Annotated in this window: 8 protein-coding genes and 4 pseudogenes; 8 read left to right on the top strand and 4 right to left on the bottom strand. The window is 70.3% G+C overall.

From position 1 onward, the window contains the following. The first annotated feature begins 7 nt into the window (after positions 1-7). From ACZ3HQ_RS08660 to ACZ3HQ_RS08640, 5 genes and pseudogenes are all read left to right on the top strand, one after another. The gene (locus ACZ3HQ_RS08660) at positions 8-556 is read left to right on the top strand and encodes a DUF488 domain-containing protein (RefSeq protein ID WP_467508961.1); all 549 of its coding nucleotides are present in this window, start codon (positions 8-10) and stop codon (positions 554-556) included. Then, on the top strand, positions 553-1377 hold the full coding sequence (locus ACZ3HQ_RS08655) for a ribonuclease BN (RefSeq protein ID WP_467508960.1): 825 nt from the start codon (positions 553-555) through the stop codon (positions 1375-1377). The genes ACZ3HQ_RS08660 and ACZ3HQ_RS08655 overlap by 4 nt, the downstream gene beginning before the upstream one ends. Positions 1378-1487: 110 nt before the next feature. Then, positions 1488-3560: a SpoIIE family protein phosphatase gene (locus ACZ3HQ_RS08650; RefSeq protein WP_467508959.1), complete on the top strand. Its 2073-nt coding sequence runs from the start codon at positions 1488-1490 to the stop codon at positions 3558-3560. Positions 3561-3644: 84 nt separating this feature from the next. After that, positions 3645-5123: a glutamate-cysteine ligase family protein gene (locus tag ACZ3HQ_RS08645; RefSeq protein ID WP_467508958.1), complete on the top strand. Its 1479-nt coding sequence runs from the start codon at positions 3645-3647 to the stop codon at positions 5121-5123. 397 nt (positions 5124-5520) lie between these two features. Beyond that, positions 5521-5933, top strand: a pseudogene (locus ACZ3HQ_RS08640) (EamA family transporter); the annotation flags it as partial. Between the two features lie 25 nt (positions 5934-5958). On the opposite strand, the gene ACZ3HQ_RS08635 reads toward ACZ3HQ_RS08640, so the two are convergent. Next, entirely contained in the window at positions 5959-6537 is a 579-nt protein-coding gene (locus ACZ3HQ_RS08635) for a TetR/AcrR family transcriptional regulator (protein WP_467508957.1), read from the bottom strand. A gap of 152 nt (positions 6538-6689) precedes the next feature. Between ACZ3HQ_RS08635 and ACZ3HQ_RS08630 the strand changes: the two genes are divergently transcribed. Together ACZ3HQ_RS08630 and ACZ3HQ_RS08625 are read left to right on the top strand one after the other, a co-directional pair. Then, a complete protein-coding gene (locus ACZ3HQ_RS08630) occupies positions 6690-7943 on the top strand; it encodes an MFS transporter (RefSeq protein WP_467508956.1) in 1254 nt (417 codons plus the stop codon). Positions 7944-7945: 2 nt separating this feature from the next. Continuing rightward, entirely contained in the window at positions 7946-10396 is a 2451-nt protein-coding gene (locus ACZ3HQ_RS08625) for a beta-glucosidase (protein ID WP_467508955.1), read from the top strand. A gap of 93 nt (positions 10397-10489) precedes the next feature. On the opposite strand, the pseudogene ACZ3HQ_RS08620 reads toward ACZ3HQ_RS08625, so the two are convergent. Next, positions 10490-10636: pseudogene (locus ACZ3HQ_RS08620) on the bottom strand (IS5/IS1182 family transposase); the annotation flags it as partial. A 4-nt stretch (positions 10637-10640) separates the two neighbouring features. Continuing rightward, positions 10641-10971 (bottom strand): annotated as a pseudogene (locus ACZ3HQ_RS08615) (transposase); the annotation flags it as partial. A 241-nt stretch (positions 10972-11212) separates the two neighbouring features. On the opposite strand from ACZ3HQ_RS08615, the gene ACZ3HQ_RS08610 reads away from it, so the two are divergent. Then, positions 11213-11452: a hypothetical protein gene (locus tag ACZ3HQ_RS08610; RefSeq protein WP_467508954.1), complete on the top strand. Its 240-nt coding sequence runs from the start codon at positions 11213-11215 to the stop codon at positions 11450-11452. 1451 nt (positions 11453-12903) lie between these two features. Here the strand turns inward: ACZ3HQ_RS08610 and ACZ3HQ_RS08605 are convergent. Further along, a pseudogene (locus ACZ3HQ_RS08605) lies at positions 12904-13994 on the bottom strand (IS630 family transposase). Positions 13995-14561 lie beyond the last annotated feature (567 nt).

Below are 14561 nucleotides of genomic sequence, written 5' to 3'. Positions count from 1 at the left end.
CGCCGGGATGACGAACCGTATCCGCACGGTGGGGCACTCCACGCGTGACTTCGACGAGCTGGTGACGATGCTGCGGAAGAACGGCATCACCCATCTGGTCGATGTGCGCTCGTTCCCCTCGTCGCGGAAGTTCCCGCAGTGGAACCGGTCGGCCATCGAGGAGGCGCTGCCGCCGGACATCGAGTACCGCTGGATGCCGCAACTGGGCGGGCGGCGGCATACGCCCAAGGACGTGCCAAGTCCCAACGGCGCCTGGCGGGTCAAGGCGTTCCGGGACTACGCCGACCACATGGCCACGGACGAGTTCCGGGAGGGTCTGGACGAACTCCTGGAGCTGGCCGAGCACGGCCGCCCCGCCATCATGTGCAGCGAGGCGGTGCCCTGGCGCTGCCACCGCAGGCTCATCACCGACGCGCTGCTGGCGGCGGGCGCGGACGTGGACCACATCATGTCGGCCACGAACACGAAGCCGGCCACGCTGAACGAGCACGCGCACGTCGAGGACGGCCGTCTCACCTACCCGCCGCCCGCGGAGCCCGCCGGGGAGGAACCGTGAGCCGGCGCGGGGGCCGGCTGGAGCGTGCCTGGGAGTGGCTGGCCCTGCACAAGCTGATCCGGCGGGGCCAGGAGCTGGAACTGCTGCACCGGGCCATGGGGTTCGCCACCCTGGCGCTGGTGACCCTGGCCCCGCTGCTGATCGTGGTCGCGGCCGCCGACCCGCTGGTGCGCGGTGGTTTCCCGTCCTGGCTGTCGGACGGCATGGGGCTGTCGGGCCGGTCCGCGAAGGTGCTCAACGAGGTGTTCAGCCCGCCGCGCGAGGTCATCGGCACCACCAGCGCGTGGAGCATCCTGATGCTCGCGGTGTTCGGGGTGTCCTTCGGCGGCAGCGTGCAGAACGGGTTCGAGCGCATCTGGGGGCTGCCCGCCGGGCGCTGGCACCGGGTGTGGCGGCAGGCGACCTGGCTGCTGGTGCTGATGGCGTACCTGTACCAGGAGGTGCAGACCGGGACGACCGTCCAGGGGTTCGCCCGGACCTTCGTGACCACGGTGACCACGCTGTTCTTCTTCTGGTGGGGGCCCTGGTTCCTGCTGGGCGGCCAGGTCCGCTGGCGGGATCTGCTGCCGGGCGCGATCGCCAGCGTGGTGGGCCTGGCCGGACTGCGCGCCTTCTCCACGCTGGTCTTCACCCCGCTGATCGTGACCAACGCGCTGAGCTACGGGGCGGTCGGCACCGTGCTGGTGGTGTCGTCCTGGCTGATCGGCGTGGGGTTCGTGGTGTACGGGGGCGCGCTGTTCGGCCGCTGGTTCACCGAGCACCACTGGGTGCCGTCGCACGACGACGAGGACGGGGAGGGGGAGCGCGAACAGGGCGGCTGAAGGGGCGGGCGGCCTCTGCGGTGGGCGTGAGCGGGCGGCGGGGGCAGCATGGAGGGACACCGGTCCCGAGCTGTCGGGCGACGCCCGTACCGGTGGGTGGAGGTGGCGGGATGGCAGTGGACTCCTTCCAGCCGGACGAGGAGCACGACGCCGGGGACCCCCGGCCCACGGGCCTGCTGGACCTGCTGAGCGTGGCCGCGGTGGTCCTGGACACCCGTGGGCGCATCGTCTTCTGGACCCCGCAGGCCGAGGATCTCTTCGGCTACTCCGCCGAGGAGGCGCTCGGTTCCGAGGCGGGCCGGCTGCTGGTCTCGCCGGGCCGGATCGAGTCGGCGGTACGGCTGTTCACCGAGGTGCTGGCCACCGGCCAGGGATGGGCGGGCGCCTTCCCGGTACGGCACAAGGACGGCTCCAGCCGGCTGACCGAGTTCCGCACCATGCGGCTGCTCGACGACAGGGGCGACGTGTACGCGCTCGGCATCGCCGCCGACCGGGGCCTGCTCCAGCGGGTGGAGACCGACCTCGCGCTGTGCGAGCGGCTGATCTACCAGTCCCCCATCGGCCTCGCCCTGCTGGACCCCGACCTTAAGTACCTGCTGGTCAACCCGGCGCTGGAGCGGATCGACGGCATGCCGGCCGCCGAGCATGTGGGCCGGAGCCTGCGCGAGACGCTGCCGCTGACGGACATGGAGACCGTGGAGTCGGCGCTGCGCCAGGTCCTCACCACCGGCACCCCGCTGCTGGACCAGTACCACGTGGGGCGCCCGCGCAACGATCCCGGACAGCAGCACGCCTGGTCGCTGTCCTTCTACCGGCTGGAGGACCCCAGCGGGCGGGTGCTGGGCGCGGCGGCCTCCGTCGTGGACGTCACCGAGCGGCACCAGGCGGCCGGGGAGGCGGACCGGGCCCGCAGACGGCTGGCGGTCATCGCGGACGCCTCGGCGCGGATCGGCACCACCCTGGAGGTGGAGCGCACCGCCCGCGAGCTGGCCGAGGTGGCGGTGCCGGTGCTGGCGGACGTGGTCGCGGTGGACGTACTGGACTCGGCGCTGGCCTGCCGCCGGATGAGCAGCCCGGACCACGGGCCCGAGCTGTTCCGGGCGCTCGCCCTGAAGGCGGCCCACCCGACCGCGGCGACGCGCGCCGCCGACCCGCCGGGCGACCTGGCCGCCTACGACGGGGACCGGCTGGTGACGCTGTGCGTGCACACCGGGCGACCGGTGCTGATCCCGCAGGTGCGGGCCGCCGACCTGCCGCGGATCGCGCGGGACGCGGACGGCGAGGCGCTGCTCGCGGAGGCGGGCGTGCACTCGTACCTGGCGGTGCCGCTGATCGCGCACGGCGAGGTGCTGGGCGCGCTGGACCTCAAGCGGACCCGCAACCCGCTGCCGTTCGACGAGGACGACGTGGTGCTGGCGGCCGAGATAGCGGGCCGGGCCGGGGTGGCGATCGACAACGCCCGCTGGTTCCAGAGCGTGCGCAACACCGCCCTCACCCTCCAGCGCAGCCTGCTGCCCGACCACTCCCCCCGCCACACCGGCCTGGAAGTGGCCTCCCGCTACGAGCCCGCGCAGGCCACTAGCGAGGTGGGCGGCGACTGGTACGACGTGATCCCCCTGGCCGACGACCGGACCGCGCTGGTGGTGGGCGACGTGATGGGCAACGGCATCGACGCGGCCGCCACCATGGGCCGGCTGCGCACCGCGACCTGCGCCTACGCCGACCTGGACCTGGCCCCGGAGGCGGTGCTGCACCATCTGGACCGGATCACCTGCGACCTGGAGCACTACATCGTCACCTGTCTGTACGCGGTGTACGACCCCGCCGCCAACCGGTGCACGGTCGCCAACGCCGGGCATCTGCCGCCCGCCCTGGCCCGGCCCGGCCGGCCGCCGAAGTTCCTGGACCTGCCGACCGCGGCGCCGCTCGGGGTGGGCGGGGTGCCGTTCGAGGCGGTCACCGTCCCGATGGAGCCCGGCGACCTGCTGGTGCTGTACACGGACGGGCTGGTGGAGACCCGGCAGCACGCCATCGACGACCGGCTGGAGACGCTGCTCTCCCTGCTGGGCGAGCCCGGCCCCTCGCTGGAGGAGGTCTGCGACCGGCTGGTGCACGGCCTGCGTCACCCGGACGACCACGACGACGTGGCCCTGCTGCTCGCGCGGGTGGTGGACCATCCGTAGCGGCGAGCCGTCGCGTGGTGGGGTCGGGTGGGTGGTGCGAGGCTTGAGTGCACAGGTGTTGGAGGAGGGAATCCAGGAGGGCCGATGGGACGCGACGTCCCGGCGCTCGTCTTCACCCGCGAGGACCGCCGCCGGTACCGCTTCAAGATGCAGGCGTGCCTCGACGCGTTCGCCCAGATGCTGCGCGAGTCCCGGTTCGACAGCGACCGGCCGCGGGTCGGGCTGGAGATCGAGCTGAACCTCGTGGACGCCGACGCCGAGCCCGTGATGCGCAACAGCGATGTGCTGGAGGCCATCGCGGACCCGTCCTGGTCGACCGAGCTGGGCAGGTTCAACCTGGAGATCAACGTGCCGCCGCGCCGGCTGACGGCGGGCGGCCCGGACGCCTGGGAGGACGAGATCCGGGCGGCGCTCAACCACGCCGAGGACCGGGCCCGTACGGTGGGCGCGCGGCTGGTGACGGTCGGCATCCTGCCCACGTTGCGCCAGGCGGACATCGGAGTGGCCGCGCTGTCGGAGAACCCGCGCTACCGGCTGCTCAACGACCAGGTGTTCGCGGCCCGCGGCGAGGACCTGCGCATCGAGGTGGACGGCGTGGACCGGCTGCGCACCTACGCGGACACGATCACCCCGGAGGCGGCCTGCACCAGTACGCAGTTCCATCTCCAGGTCTCCCCGGAGGACTTCGCGGGCTACTGGAACGCGGCGCAGGCCATCGCGGGGGTGCAGGTGGCGCTGGCGGCGAACTCGCCCTTCCTGTTCGGCAAGGAGCTGTGGCACGAGACCCGTATCCCGCTGTTCGAGCAGGCGACGGACACCCGGCCCGAGGAGATCAAGGTGCAGGGGGTGCGGCCCCGGGTGTGGTTCGGGGAGCGGTGGATCACCAGCGTCTTCGACCTGTTCGAGGAGAACCTGCGTTACTTCCCCGCCCTGCTGCCGCTGTGCGACGAGCAGGACCCGGCGGAGACGCTGGACCGGGGCGACATCCCGGAGCTGGCCGAGCTGACCCTGCACAACGGCACGATCTACCGCTGGAACCGCCCGGTGTACGCGGTCGCGGACGGCCGGCCGCACGTCCGGGTGGAGAACCGGGTGCTGCCGGCGGGCCCGACGGTCGCGGACACCCTGGCCAACGGTGCCTTCTACTACGGCCTGACGCGGGCCCTGGTGGAGGAGGACCGGCCGGTGTGGTCGCGGATGTCGTTCTCGGCGGCGGAGGAGAACCTGCACACCGCCGCCCGGCACGGCATCGAGGCGCTGCTGTACTGGCCCGGCATGGGCGAGGTGCCGGTGCCGGAACTGGTACTGCGGCGGCTGCTGCCGCTGGCGCACCGGGGTCTGGAGCTGTCCGGCATGGACGCGGCGTGGCGGGAGCCGCTGCTCGGCATCATCGAGCAGCGGTGTGTCACGGCCCGCAACGGCGCGGTGTGGCAGAAGGAGACGGTGCACAGGCTGGAGGACACCACACACGCCAGCCGCCATGAGGCGCTGCGCCGGATGACGGAGCTGTACATCGACTACATGCACCTCAACGCCCCGGTGCACACCTGGCCGGTGGACTGAGGCGAGGCATCGCGTCCGCCGGATGTTCACCCGGGGAGCCGTCCCGGTCCGCGCTCAGCAGTTCGAGACGTATCAGAGAATGCGGCGACGCCGCCAAGTGGCTCTGCTCAAGGGCGAGTTCACCCCGACCTGCACCCACGGTGGCGTCCGCCGCCAGAGGACTCCCACGCCGCCTGCCAGGCCCACATCCGCGCGTCCTGGCCCAGCCCACGTGAACTGCACGGGGACACGGCCCAGCGGGCGGGATCTACTGACAGGAAACCGTCCATGACCTGGAGCTTTGTGTCTTTCGAAGCTGTCAGGTCCTTTCCCGCTTACTGTCGCGGCCACCTGTCTCCTGCCCCACACCCGGAAGGGGCGTGGGGCAGGTACGCGCCAACGGGCGATCCGCCACCGCCAGTTCCTGCCCGCCCTGGGCCATCTGCAGTGGCTCGGCTCGCAGGCACGTCGACGTTCGGTGCCGAGGGAGCGGGGCACGCGGCGCTGCTCGCGGTCGCGGGGATCGTGAGGGGCCGTTCCCCTGGTGCGCTTCGGCGCGGGCGCGATCCGGATGCCGCTGTCCACGTTTGGGCTGCTGCAGTGCCTGGCACTGGTATTCCAGTTCTGGCTGGGCATCCTCGTTACTTCCACGAGGCGATGCCGCCCGAGCGGTGGGCCGGTTCCGCTCTCGTGTGGCTGGCGCTGACGCTGCCCTGGGACGCGCTGCGCGCCGCCTGCCGCCGCTCCCGTACGGTCCTGCGCGCCGCCGGGACCGTGGCCGTCGTGAAGTCCCGGCACGGTCGGCCGGGAACACGGCCAGCCCAAGCATAGCCAGTCCGAGGCCGGCGTGGCCCGTTCAGTGTTCCTGGCGCAGCAGCGCCAGGAAGGCGCGGAAGAGGCCGGCCATGTCGATCTCGTCCGCGCCGTCCAGCAGCCATTGGAGCTGCAGTCCGTCCATCACCGCCAGCATCAACGCAGCCGCCTGCTCGGGCGTCAGCCCACCCGGCAGCTCGTCGCCCAACTCCTCCCTGATCTGCTCGGCGAACGCCCGGCGGGAGTCGGCGTAACGCTTCTCGAAGAACTCGCGCGCGGGATGCCCCTCCGTCACGCTCTCCGCCGACAGCACGGTGAAGGACTGCACCAGGCCGCGCTGACCCGTGTTGTACTCCACCAGCGCCGCGGCCATGTCGAGGTTCAACGCCCCGCCCCTGCCGAGCAGTTCGGTGAAGTTGCGCTGGTCGCGGAGGCGCAGCACCTCGGCGAGCAGTTGCCGCTTGCTGGGGAAGTAGTGCAGTACGCCCTGCTGTGTCAGCCCGACCCGCTCGGCGATGGCCGCGATCGAGGCGCCCTTGTAGCCGCGCTCGGCGAACACTTCGAGCGCGGCTTGTGCGATCTCGTCTCGACGGTTGCCGTGTGGCCTGCTGCCGCTCGTCATCCCCATCCCTCTCCCGTGTGCGGCTCAACCTAACTCAACGCGGAGGTTACAAATGTGTAACTAGACCTACCGAGTACTCGGTAACTACGTGCATGCTACCGCCCACGTCACATCGGCAACGGGGCTGAGTGTGCGGGGAAGGAGGTGGCGCCGTGGCTCGGACACTCGCGTCGGCCATGCGGGACGGCGTCGGGACGAAGGCGCCGCGGGGATTCGCGGTCAGCCTGGGAGCGGCCGGGTTCGGGCTCTTCCTGCCGTTGATGACCCCCGTCATCGTGACGATGGCGCTGCGCGTCGGGGAGGTGGCGCCTGCCACGAAGGAGCGCACGCTTGGTCTGGTGCTCGGCGTGGGCGCGTTCCTCGCGCTGATCGCCAATCCGCTCGCGGGACGGCTCTCGGACCGGACCATGTCGTCGTACGGGCGCCGGCGCCCGTGGTTGATCGGCGGTGTGCTCGGCGGCGGTGCGGGGCTCGCGGTCGTCGCGCTCGTGCCGTCGGTGCCGGCGATCCTCCTCGGCTGGTGCATGGCCCAGCTCTCGTTCAACGCCGTGCTGGCCGCGCTCACCGCGACCATCCCCGACCAGGTGCCGGAGGAACGGCGCGGCTCGGCCTCCGGCGCGATGGGATTCGGGCAGACCGCGGCGGTGCTCGCGGGCGCCGGCGGCGTGGCCGCGTTCTCCGGCACCGCGGCCCAGTTCCTGGTCCCGTACGCCATCGGGGCCGTGCTGATCGCGGCGTTCGCGGTGACCCTGCCCGACCGGCGGCCCGCGTCCCGGCCCGAGCCGTTCTCGGTGCGGGAGTTCCTCGGCAGCTTCTGGGTGAACCCACGGCGCCACCCCGACTACGGGTGGGCCTGGCTGACCCGCTTCCTGGTCATGTTCAGCATGGCCACCCCGCTGTCGTACACCGCGTTCTTCGTGCCCGACCGGCTCGGCGTGGCCGAGGACCATGTGGCCGGGACGGTCGCCCTGCTGGTGATGGTCGCCACCGGCTGCACCAGCGTGACCGCGGTGCTCGGCGGCTGGGTCGCTGACCGGTTCGGCCGGTTGAAGCCCTTCGTCATGGCCTCGGCCGCCGTGCTCGGCGCCGGGTTGCTGCTCCTCGCCGCCGCCGACAACGTCCCGACCGCGCTGGCCGCCGAGGTGGTGCTCGGTATCGGCAGCGGGCTGTTCTTCGCCGTGGACATGGCGCTGGTCACGCGGGTACTGCCCAGCCCCGAGACGGCCGCCAAGGACCTGGGCGTGATCAACATCGCCAACGCACTGCCCCAGTCCCTCGCCCCCGTCGTCGCGCCGGTCTTCCTGGCCATCGGGGCGGGCAAGAACTATCCGGCCCTCTTCCTCTTCGCCGCGGTGTGCAGCATCGCCGGCGCCGTACTGCTCACCAGAATCAAGGGAGTTCGCTGACCATGACCACCCCCGCAGACCAGGAGCGCGAGGCCGCGGTCGAGGCCGCCCTCGGCAAGCTGGACCTCGACACCAAGGCGAGGATCCTGGCCGGGCAGGACCTGTGGACGCTGCCAGCGGTACCGGAGATCGGCCTGCGCTCGCTGGTGATGTCCGACGGGCCGATCGGGGTGCGCGGCATGGGCTTTACGCCGGACGACCCGGCCGTCGCCCTGCCGAGCCCGACGGCGCTCGCCGCCACATGGGACCCCGCCCTCGCCCGGCGGGCGGGGAATCTGCTCGCCCAGGAGGCCCGCCGCAAGGGCGTGCACGTTCTGCTCGCCCCGACGGTGAATCTGCACCGGTCCCCGCTGGGCGGACGGCACTTCGAGTGCTACTCGGAGGACCCGCTGCTCACCGGCGAGATGGCCGTCGGTTACATCACCGGCGTGCAGGAGGGCGGCGTCGCCACCACCGTCAAGCACTTCGTGGCCAACGACGCCGAGACCGAGCGCATGAGCGTCGACAACCGCGTGGACGAGCGCACCCTGCGCGAGCTGTATCTGGCGCCCTTCGAGACCGTGGTCAAACGGGCCGGGGCCTGGGGCGTCATGGCCGCGTACAACTCCGTCAACGGCACGCCCATGACCGAGCACGACACGCTGCAGAACCGCGTACTGCGGGACGAATGGGGCTTCGACGGCTTCATCGTCTCCGACTGGACGGCCGCCCGGGACACGGTGGCCACGGCCGAGGGCGGCCTGGACGTGGCGATGCCCGGCCCGCTGACCGTGTACGGCGCGGCCCTGGCCCAGGCGGTGCGCGAGGGTGACGTCGCCGAGTCCGTGGTGGACGAGCAAGTGCGGCGCGTACTGCGGCTGGCCGCCCGGGTGGGTGCGCTCGAGGGCGCGCCCGCTGCGGTCACCGAGGTGCCTTTGGCGCTGCGGGGCCCGGCCGTCGCACGGGAGGTGGCGCGCCGCTCGTTCGTCCTCGTACGCAATGAGGGGGGCCTGCTGCCACTCGCGGCCGACCGGCTGTCCGCCGTGGCCCTGATCGGGGCCGCGGCCCGGGAGGCCCGGGTGATGGGCGGCGGCTCCGCACAGGTCTTCCCCGACCGGGTGGTCTCCCCGCTGGACGGGCTGCGGGCAGCCCTCCCCGAGTCGGTGCGGCTCCGCTACGCGCTCGGTGCCGACCCGAGCGAGGAACTGTCCCCGGCCCGCGAGGGGTTCGCGCTGCGGGCGGTCGCCCGGGCCGAGGACGGCCGGGTGCTCGACGAGGTCCCGTTGCCCGACGGCGGCCTCCACTGGATCGGGCAGGTACCCGAGTCCATCGACTACGGCGCCCTGCACAGCGTGGAGATCACCGGCACCTTCACGCCGCGGGTCGGCGGAGCGCACCGCTTCGGTCCGGGCGGCGTGGGCCAGTTCACGCTCAAGGTCGCGGGCGAGACACTCTTCGACGGGGTGCGGCCCCCGGCGAGCGACGACCCCGTCGCATTCCTCACGGCCGAGACCCGCCCGCTGGCCGAGGTGGAGCTGACGGCAGGCCGGAGCGTGGAGGTGAGCCTGCGCTACATTGTGCTCAAGCCGGACCTCCCCTTCCCGTTCGTCGGCTTCACCCTGGGCTACGGCGAGCCGGAGCAGGACCCCGACGCGGCGCTCGAGGATGCCGTCGCGGCAGCCGCCGAGGCCGACGTGGCGGTCGTCGTGGTCGCGACCACGCAGAAGGTGGAGAGCGAGGGTGTCGACCGCTCCTCGCTGCGACTCCCGGGCCGCCAGGACGAGCTCGTCGCCCGGGTGGCGGCCGCGAACCCGCGCACCGTCGTGGTCGTCAACGCCGGCTCACCGGTGGAGATGCCGTGGCTGGACGACGTGGCCGCCGTGCTGCTCGGCTGGTTCCCGGGCCAGGAGTGCGGGGACGCGCTCGCCGACGTGCTGCTGGGCGCGGCCGAGCCGGGCGGCCGCCTGCCCACCACCTGGCCGGTGCGCAAGGAGGACTGCCCAGTCCTGTCCACCCAGCCCGTCGACGGCCGACTCGCCTACGAAGAAGGCGTGTTCATCGGCTACCGCGCCTGGGAGAAGGCGGGCACGGATCCCGCCTTCTGGTTCGGCCACGGCCTCGGCTACACCACGTGGGAGTACGAGACCGCCGAGTTCACCGCGGGCGACGGTGACGACCTCGGCACGCTCAAGGTCCGTGTCCGCAACACCGGTTCGCGCCCGGGCCGCGAGGTCGTCCAGGCCTATCTGACCCCCGCCGGGGCCCGCTGCGACCTGGAACGTCCGAACCGCTGGCTGGCCGGATTCGCCACCGTCGAGGCGGGCGCGGGCGAGACCGTCGAGGCCGAGATCCTCCTTCCCCGACGCTCGGTCCAGGTCTGGGACGAGGGATGGCGCACGGTCGAGGGTTCCTACCTCGTCGAGGCCGCCCACTCCTGTGCGGACCGGCGCCTGACCATCCCGTTCGAGGTCTGATCACGCCCGCGTGTGCCGCCGGTTCGTACCCCGCGAACCGGCGGCACACCGAAATCGGATTGCCCGGCAGACTGGTAGCCCCTTGGACGTGTCCTATGTGGTGAGGCGAACGAGTCGCTTGTAGCAGCAGAGTGCTGCGGCGAGCCCAAGGAAGGCCAGGTAGTTGCTGGGGTAACGCTCGTAGGGTGGGTTGAGTCGGCGGTAGCCGGACAGCCAGGAGATCGTCCGCTCGATCATCCAGGTGAGGTACGTCGTAGGCCTTGTCCGCATGGAAGCGTTGAGCCTTGAAGTGTCGGCCGCGGTTGGGGGCGTGTTTCGTGTGGAGACCGGCCACCAGTGGCTTCAGGCCCTGGCTGTCGCGGACGTTCGCGGCGGAGACGCCGACGACCAGGGGCAGGCCGTTCGCGTCTGGCATGACGTGCATCTTGGAACCCGGCTTGCCTCGGTACACGGGGCTCGGACCTGTATGGTCGCCCCTTTTTAGCCCTCGCGTGAGCGGAGTCCAGGACGACGCGGGAGACGTCAATGAGGCCAGCGTCGTCGAGCCGATGCAGAACGGCCTCGTACAGGCGGCCGACCCCTTCACTTTGGCTGCACCCCGGTCAACGCAGAAGAGCGTGTTACGAGCTCTTAGGGATGGAATCGACTTTTTTCTCCAGTGATGTCAATTTTGCGAGACGTTCTCGGTGGCGTGTTGTGGCGCGATATGCGCCGTGTCTTTTGGCTTGCTGCAAGCGGATGGTCTGGGGTTATGGATGCGCTGTATGCTGCGCGCTGGGCTGGTTTACCGGGTCGGATGATAAAAGGGGGTATTCGATGTACGGAGCCGCCTCCGAGGCGAGTGGCGTCCTGCTGTGGCTCAGAATCGCGGGTTTCATCCTATGCGGAATAGGGGGAATCACCCTGCTTCTAGCCACCGCAGCATTTTTCACCGTTCGCGATCTGGAACGGGAAGGTGATCGGACTGGCGCTTCCTTAGTTCGCCGGAACGGGATCATTGCCGGACTCGTCGGTTTCCTGTTTGTGGGATTTTTCTTTGTGGTGATGATGATTTAGAGGGTGGGTTTCTCGTTTTTGCCTCCCTCGCAGACAGGTCGGCGGCCTGGGCGGCGAGTTCCCCTGTGATGCGTTCAGTCAGCTGACTCCTCGCTGCGGTGGTCAGATGTGGGAACTCCAAGGCGAAGCGGACGGCCCAGCAGCGGAGGTTGTGGCGCTTTGCGAGCGTGCGGATCTGCGTTCTCTCGAGGACCTCTCGGGCGATGCGGTGGGCCAGGTCCTGCCGCCCGGCGACGGGCCTCCTGGAGAGGCGTCGGCGTGGTCTGTTTGTGCCGCCCAGGGAGCTGGCGTCGGCGAGAGCCCGTTCGAGTGCCCCGGGCGAGTGACCGGCGGTGGTGGGGTCGTCAACCGCGCTCCGGCAAGTTGTTTTGGCGCCACCCCGAACGAGTGGGTTGTCTGGCCGGCGGAACGGGTGGAGCGGGGGCCGTCCTCACCCTTCATCTGGTCAGCTCAGAGTCAGGATGGAAAAGGCTCAGTAGCTGCTCAGAGCCTCTCTTCTTTGGGCGGTTGATCATTGCTTGCCAGCTCGATCCCGCGCCGACGCCCGAGCCAGCCAATCAGGGCTCGTGTGGCGATGCCGCTTCCGCTTGCCCGGACCAGCCTTCCGTCAAGAGGACGTGAATTCTGTCGGACCAGACGATATAGATGACATGGCACCCCACCACAGCGGCGACGCCCGCCTGTCGCCTGGTACGGGTGTGGAGAGTCCAGTCGACCACCTTCCACATCGGCAGGAGCAGATCGTGCGCACGGCACCGGAGCGCAGACCACAGGAAGCCTAGGGCCAGACTCGATCGCTGCTTGTGGCTCGGAGCCACCCCTCTCTCCGGGTCGCCTTCGACGTCGGCGAGCCAGGCAGAGCCGAGGTTGCGATGTCTACCGGCCAGCCACGCCAGTTCCTGTGACCGCATAGGTTCGCCGGGTTAATAGTTGGAGCAGTTGGAGGGATGGCAGACATCCATGCCGACCGCTGGAGGTCTTGGGGACCGAGCCCTGTGAGCGGTACGCAGACTGACCGATGCGGCTACGATCCACGGCGTGGGGCATAACAGGTGGAGAGCACTGATTGGCGCGGCGGGGGCCAGTGCCTTGTGCTGGGGAGTGGCTGGGACGGTGCATCTGGGGTTGGTGCATCACAGCAATGGGCGGCGCCGGGACGGTTGGAGCCTTCCCGAAGGTGGGGGGTTCTACGAGTTCGCGTTCATGGCAGGAGCCATCGTGACGTTGTACTCCGTTCCGGGGCTGCTTCGTCGCAAGGAGTGGTGGCTGGCGCTGAGCCTGAGCCTCGGAACTGTGGTGGGCGCGGTTTCGGTACTCGTTCTGGGACAGGAACTGCGGTATTTGGTCACTGCGGCGGTCATGGTTGCTCTCGGGGTGGCGGCACCCTTGGGGAGCCTGTGGTGGGGGCGACCACGATCTCGCGCTGGGACCGCGTAGATTCGCCAGGTTGGTCAGGCCGCGGCTATGAGGGGGCGTCCGCCCCAGCGGATTCCCTTATCGCTTCGGATGCGGGCGCGTTCTTTGCGTTCGGCGGCCAGGACGTCGCGGTGACGGGCGTTGGCGTTGCGCCAGCGGAGGTGGGCGGGCAGGGCCCCGGTCTGCACGGTGTGGTTGGGGTGGTTGGAGTTGGCGATGGTGAACTGCCTCGGCGGCCCGAAGTGCGCCTCGATCGGATTCGCCCACGAGGCACAGGTCGGCGTGAAGCACAGCTCGCCCTTGTTCTTCTTCGCCCAGCGGCGGATGTCTGCCCTTGTGGACGGACAGGTTGTCGAGGATCACGTAGATCGGGGCACCGTCGGGCCGTGCGGCGCGGATCGACTTCAGCGCGGCCAACGTGTTTGCGGTGCCCTTCCTGCGGCAGTTGACGCCCCACAAGCGATCGTCGCCGACCGAGTAACAGCCGTGGAAATAGTGCACGCCGTGGGTGCGGTGGTAGGCGCCAGGCAACCGCTCCGGTATTTCTGACGGGCCCAGCCGGAGCCGACGCTGGGCCGGATCCCGAGCGGGCCGAACTCGTCGAAGGCGAAGACCCGGTCCGGGAAGCGGTCCAGCACCTCCTCGATCCGGTCCAGCTTCGCCTCCCGCTCGGGGTCCGGGGACTGCTTCCAGGTCTTGGTGCGCTGGAAGGTGACGCCGCGGCGGGCGAGCAGGCCACGTAACGCCTCGCGGCCGATGCGGATGACCCAGCCGTGGACTTTCCGCAGGTAGGCAGCCAGCTTGCGCAGGAACCAGCGGGTGAAGGGCTGGCCAAGCTTGATGGGGCGGGTGATGGCCGTCTGGATGATGAAGTCCTCGTCGTCAGTGCTGAGCAGGCGGGGACGACCTCCCGCCCACTGAGGGTCCAGGCAGGCAAGGCCAATCTCGTTGAACCGGTGGATCACATCCCGGACGGTGTCCTCGTCGGGCGGTTCCCGCCGACCGAGGCCAAAAGCATCATCGCACGCCGGTAACGCACCGAACTTGTACTGCCCCGGCGCACGATCTGCTGCAGCCGCTGCCCCGCCTGGTCGGTCAGTCTGAGCACACGGACAGGCTCGGCCACCGCGCATCCAGCGGTCGGATCGGACGTCACCGCACATCCAACCGCCACGACCACCAACACGGCGAACCTATGCGGTCACAGCACCAGCTCTACGGGCGCGTACCGAGGCCCTGCAGAGCTGCACGGGCGGGCGTGCTGCTCTGCGGTCCGGGCAACGCCCCTTGATACCTCGGTGTGAGCATCAGGAAACCTCCTGAAGGTGCTGCTGGGGGCTCAGCGATTCCGTGATCCGGGTCGTGGGACCCCCGATTTCGCCGTAGACCGGCCCTATGTGCCGGGGACATGGCGCCGTTGGAGTTCCGGACGATGAACTCGCACTCCTGGCGGAGGCAGCCGGGCTGGGAGCGGGCAATCGGCTCGTGCCAGACGGCGACGCCGTGAGGTGTAGCCGGCGGCCTGGAGGGCGTCACTGGTCGCGGTTCTCGCCGCTGAAGTCGCCCAGGTCGTGACCATGGTGACGGCCGCCCCTCGGCTTCGAAGCGTTCCCCCTGCTCAGCCGGTTGTGCGTCGACGCTTGAGCGTCTAGGCGTCGAAATACCGGCATGCCGTCGATTCGCTCCAGTCATG

It is taken from the genome of Streptomyces sp. NPDC018263, assembly GCF_055562575.1.
The sequence above is the reverse complement of the archived record's forward strand: the minus strand, read 5'-3'. Positions and strand labels throughout refer to the sequence as shown.

Bases quoted from the DNA above. Each gene is read 5' to 3' on its own strand.
- ACZ3HQ_RS08650 (WP_467508959.1), top strand. From the start codon at position 1,488: ATGGCAGTGGACTCCTTCCAGCCGGACGAGGAGCACGACGCCGGGGAC.
- ACZ3HQ_RS08660 (WP_467508961.1), top strand. From the start codon at position 8: ATGACGAACCGTATCCGCACGGTGGGGCACTCCACGCGTGACTTCGAC.
- ACZ3HQ_RS08610 (WP_467508954.1), top strand. From the start codon at position 11,213: ATGTACGGAGCCGCCTCCGAGGCGAGTGGCGTCCTGCTGTGGCTCAGA.
- ACZ3HQ_RS08635 (WP_467508957.1), bottom strand. From the start codon at position 6,537: ATGACGAGCGGCAGCAGGCCACACGGCAACCGTCGAGACGAGATCGCA.
- ACZ3HQ_RS08645 (WP_467508958.1), top strand. From the start codon at position 3,645: ATGGGACGCGACGTCCCGGCGCTCGTCTTCACCCGCGAGGACCGCCGC.
- ACZ3HQ_RS08625 (WP_467508955.1), top strand. From the start codon at position 7,946: ATGACCACCCCCGCAGACCAGGAGCGCGAGGCCGCGGTCGAGGCCGCC.